The organism is Micromonospora sp. DT4, assembly GCF_049841675.1.
Taxonomy (GTDB): Bacteria; Actinomycetota; Actinomycetes; order Mycobacteriales; family Micromonosporaceae; genus Micromonospora.
The window spans coordinates 1-3,617 of sequence record NZ_JBNCKT010000224.1; the positions used below are offsets into that span (position 1 = coordinate 1).

A 3,617-nucleotide genomic window follows, 5' to 3' on the forward strand; every position below is an offset into this window, starting at 1 on the left:
GGCACCACCGGCGTGTCAGCGTCCGTCATGGCCCTTGACACGATCTTCACATTCCCCATCTCGGTGTCTCCTTCGTTCGGAGTTACACCGTTTTAACGACACACCCTGCTCGGCGGCTGCCAGTGTGTCGCGGACGTGTCCGGGCACCTGGAGCAGGTGTAGAAGGCGGGTTCCGGCGAAAGAACTCAGGCTTGCCTGGCCGAGTCATGACCTGGTCTTGCATCCAGTGCAGGTCGGACTGATGGGCCAGACTGGCAACGTCGAGGTCGAGTTCTTCCTTGAGTTCTCGGACGAGGGCGGCCGGTACCGTCTCGCCCGTGTGAACGATGCCGCCGGGTACCGAGTATTGATCACCGGTCGGGCGTTGGCGGCGGACGAGGCAGACCTAGTTGATCCTCGTCTTGAGTGCTGTTGCGAGAGCTTTATCCGGCTGTGGAGCGATGGGCGAGCAGATAGAGCAGAGCGACGAGGGTTGTTCCGGCGACGATTTGCTTTTTATTGATGAGTTCCGGGACGTCGGTAAGTGGTACCCACTCGACCTTGTCACTCTCAAAGCCGTCTTTGGGTGGGCCCATATAGGTGGCGACGTCGGCTCTGAAGATGTGGTGTTCGCTGGTCATAAGGCCGGGTGAGGGTTGGCTGTAGACGAGCGGGCGGATCGGTCGTGCCGGTCGCCAGCCGGTTTCTTCCTCGGCTTCCCGGGCGGCGGCGTCGGCTGCGTCTTCGCCAGGGCAGATGCTGCCATGAGGAATTTCCCATCCCCAGGTGTCGGTAATAAACCGGTGTCGCCAGATGAGGAGAACCTTGTTGTCGGTGACGACAGCAAGTCCAGCTCCGGGTGCTGCGGTGCGAATGATGCGGTGGTCGAGGTGCCGCCCATCGGGTAGTTCCACGTCGGCGCTGGCGACGTGGACCCATCGGTCGCGGTAAAGGTCGCGTTCGGAGTGAACTTTCCAGCGCATTAGGTTCCTATCGATAGGTGCGGTCGGGCGCGTTCGAGGAGATCGGCGACTGCGGGGTGGGCCGCGTGGGGGCGTAGGGCGGAGATGACCTGGGTTACCCGGTCATGCAGGCGCCCGGATTCCATGCCGGTGACCCGGTCGAGCATCTGGGACGCTGTCTCCGCGCTGCGGTCGAGGTCACCTCGTGCGGTGAGGATGAGTGCCAGTCCCGCGTACCGGTGGACCTGACCACGTAGGTGGGTGGTGGTGCCGGTCCGCACGGATTCCTCGGCGTAGGTCTGCGCGGCGGTGAGGTCGCCGAGCCGACGCAGTGCCTCGGCAACCTGGGTTTCGACCAGGCCGGGTTGGACGTAGGACACCTCGGCTGGGCCCCCGTCGTGGATGATGCGCTCGGCGACGGTTTCGGCGTGCCGGAGGTGCTGGTGGCTACCGGTCGCGTCGCCCATGCGGGCGTACGCCTTCCCGGCGAGCGCGTGCAGGTCCGCGGTCAGGGCCGGGCTGATGACGGTGCCGGCGGCCCGGAGGCCGGCTTGGGCGTACTGCACGACGAGCCGGTACTCGTCGAGGTAGAGAGCTTGGTTGGCCATGAGCGCGACCACGTAGGCACCGAAGGCCCGGTCGCCGGAGGCTTTCGCCAGCCGCAGGGCGGTCAGCAGGTGCCGCTGGGCCAGGGGTTGTTGGTCGGCGTCGTAGGCGCAGACCCCGGCCAGAGCGGCGAGCCCGCCCACGGCCCGGTACAGTTCCCGACCCTGGGCGTTGTTGTAGGCGGCGCGTAGCAGCGGTGCGGCCTGCCCGGTGAGCGTGGCGACGATGCGGCCCTTGACGGGTACGCCGCCGACCCGCCGGTACATCTCCTGGTAGCGGACCCGCGCGTGGCGTAGTCGGGCGACGTCGGCGGGATCGACCGGCCGGTGCCCGAGGTGCGACACGTCGTCGTCCTCCGGTGGGTTCTCCCACTCCCACACCGGCGCTACCGCCTGCGGCCCAGTGACGGTCGACCGGGGTGTGTGGCCCTTTTGGTCGCTGCGCCACAGTGCGGCAGCCCGGTCCACAACGCTTTGCAAGCCGGGCAGGTCTGTGGCGGCTTGGTCCCGGGCCATACCGATGTCCGCCGGTATCAGGGAGGTGCCGAGGCGGTCGCCGATGATGCGGCAGATCATCACTGGTACCGGGTCGCGGGGGATCGCGTGGTCCCGGATCCACCGGGCGACGGAGGCGTGATCGTAGCGCAGTCCGCCGTCGAAGGTGTTGAGCTGCTTGGCCAGGCCGGCGTGGGACAGGCCGGCGCGTTCGAGAAGGGCATCGAGCAGGATGTTCGCCTCGGCCACCCTGTCAGGGTATGGCCAACCGGGCACCGATCGAAGTGTTTCGCCGCATTCACACCCCGTGTGATGCCGACGCATCAGCGGTCCACAACACACCCTGTATCGATGCCCGTCACAATCCATACGGTGATGGATAACGGGTGCGGTGGTCGATGCAGAAGAGTGCTCGGCCGCCGTGCCCTCATCTCCAGCCACAAAGGTTGGGCACGCGCACATCACCATCAAGGGATCTTGTCGACCGTGTCGAAAGTTCGTGTCGAGGGTGTTCGACATCGAAGCGAGGGGTGTTCATTGACTTTGTCGTAAGCGGCCATCAGCGCCTGAGGTGATCACGAAGGAACGTCACCACCTCGCAGGTTAACCGAAGCGCTCTGTTGCGGACTTCGAGGGGGACCTACATGGACTTCAGCTCAGTTCAGATGCCGTCGGGCACGTTCACCATCGGCAAGGCGTTTGACTTCGAAGGGGGGCACCGGCTCCCGAGCCTGCCGCCCGAGCACAAGTGCTCCCACCAGCACGGACACAGCTACGAGGTCGAGGTCATCCTCACCGCTTCCGGCCTGGAGGAGCCCGGCTTCGTCACGGACTTCGGCGCACTCACGCCCTTCAAGGAGTTCTTGGACACCGAGCTCGATCACCACAACCTGCACGAGATCCTCCCGTTCGAGCCGACCTCGGAGCTCCTGGCCCAGTTTCTGTCCGGCTGGTTCATCCAGAACCTCCAGCCGGCGATCCCCGGCCGTCTGGTTGCCGTCCGCGTCCGCGAGACCGGCCGTAGCTGGGCCCGGTTCGATGTAGAGAGGCAGTGACCAAGTTGCGTCCTCTCGTGGTCGGGGAGCCGACGAGCGACCCGGAGACCTGGCTGATCGTCGCGGAGTGCTTCGGTGTTCAAACGCCGACCTTTCAGGGCGAGGGCCCGAGCTGCGGGCACCCGGCTCTGTTCATCCGCCTGTCCCGGTGCAATTTGACCTGCGAGCGGTGCGACACGAAGTACACCTGGGACTGGTCCCACTTCGACCCCCGTAAGGAGTCGGCAAAGCGGTCGGTGACGGACCTGGTGGCCTGGGCCGCGCCATCTCCAGCCGAACTGATCGTGATCACCGGCGGCGAGCCACTGATCCAACAGCGAAACTTGGTGGCCCTCGTCCGGGGGCTGCTGGCGGCCGGCAAGCGGGTCGAGTTCGAGACCAACGGCACGATCGCGCCCGACCCGGCGCTGCTGATCGACGGGGTGCGGTTCAACGTCTCCCCTAAGCTTGCGATTAAACCTTTTGTTGTGGTTTAGAGTCTGCTGTTTGTTTGAGGTGTTGGGTTTTGCCGACGGGTGGAT

At 65.4% G+C, this 3,617-nt stretch carries 4 protein-coding genes and 1 pseudogene; 2 read left to right on the forward strand and 3 right to left on the reverse strand.

The window, feature by feature from the left end:
- Positions 1-82: 82 nt before the first annotated feature.
- The 3 genes and pseudogenes from ACLQ24_RS28935 to ACLQ24_RS28945 all read right to left on the reverse strand — a co-directional run.
- Positions 83-373: pseudogene (locus tag ACLQ24_RS28935) on the reverse strand (NUDIX hydrolase); the annotation flags it as partial.
- A 49-nt stretch (positions 374-422) separates the two neighbouring features.
- Positions 423-962 carry an NUDIX domain-containing protein gene (locus ACLQ24_RS28940; RefSeq protein ID WP_425894908.1) on the reverse strand — a complete coding sequence of 180 codons (540 nt, stop codon included), beginning with the start codon at positions 960-962 and terminating at the stop codon, positions 423-425.
- Positions 962-2,290: a hypothetical protein gene (locus ACLQ24_RS28945; protein WP_425894909.1), complete on the reverse strand. Its 1,329-nt coding sequence runs from the start codon at positions 2,288-2,290 to the stop codon at positions 962-964. The genes ACLQ24_RS28940 and ACLQ24_RS28945 overlap by 1 nt, the downstream gene beginning before the upstream one ends.
- A 395-nt stretch (positions 2,291-2,685) precedes the next feature.
- Here ACLQ24_RS28945 and ACLQ24_RS28950 point away from each other — a divergent pair, with 395 nt between their 5' ends.
- Positions 2,686-3,096, forward strand: coding sequence for a 6-pyruvoyl trahydropterin synthase family protein (locus tag ACLQ24_RS28950; RefSeq protein ID WP_425894910.1), 411 nt, complete (start codon positions 2,686-2,688; stop codon positions 3,094-3,096).
- Positions 3,097-3,113: 17 nt separating this feature from the next.
- A complete protein-coding gene (locus ACLQ24_RS28955) occupies positions 3,114-3,572 on the forward strand; it encodes a 7-carboxy-7-deazaguanine synthase QueE (RefSeq protein WP_425894911.1) in 459 nt (152 codons plus the stop codon).
- The last annotated feature ends 45 nt before the right edge of the window (positions 3,573-3,617 follow it).

Coding starts and splice junctions, on each gene's coding strand:
- ACLQ24_RS28940 (WP_425894908.1), bottom strand. CDS start 962: ATGCGCTGGAAAGTTCACTCCGAACGCGACCTTTACCGCGACCGATGG.
- ACLQ24_RS28950 (WP_425894910.1), top strand. CDS start 2,686: ATGGACTTCAGCTCAGTTCAGATGCCGTCGGGCACGTTCACCATCGGC.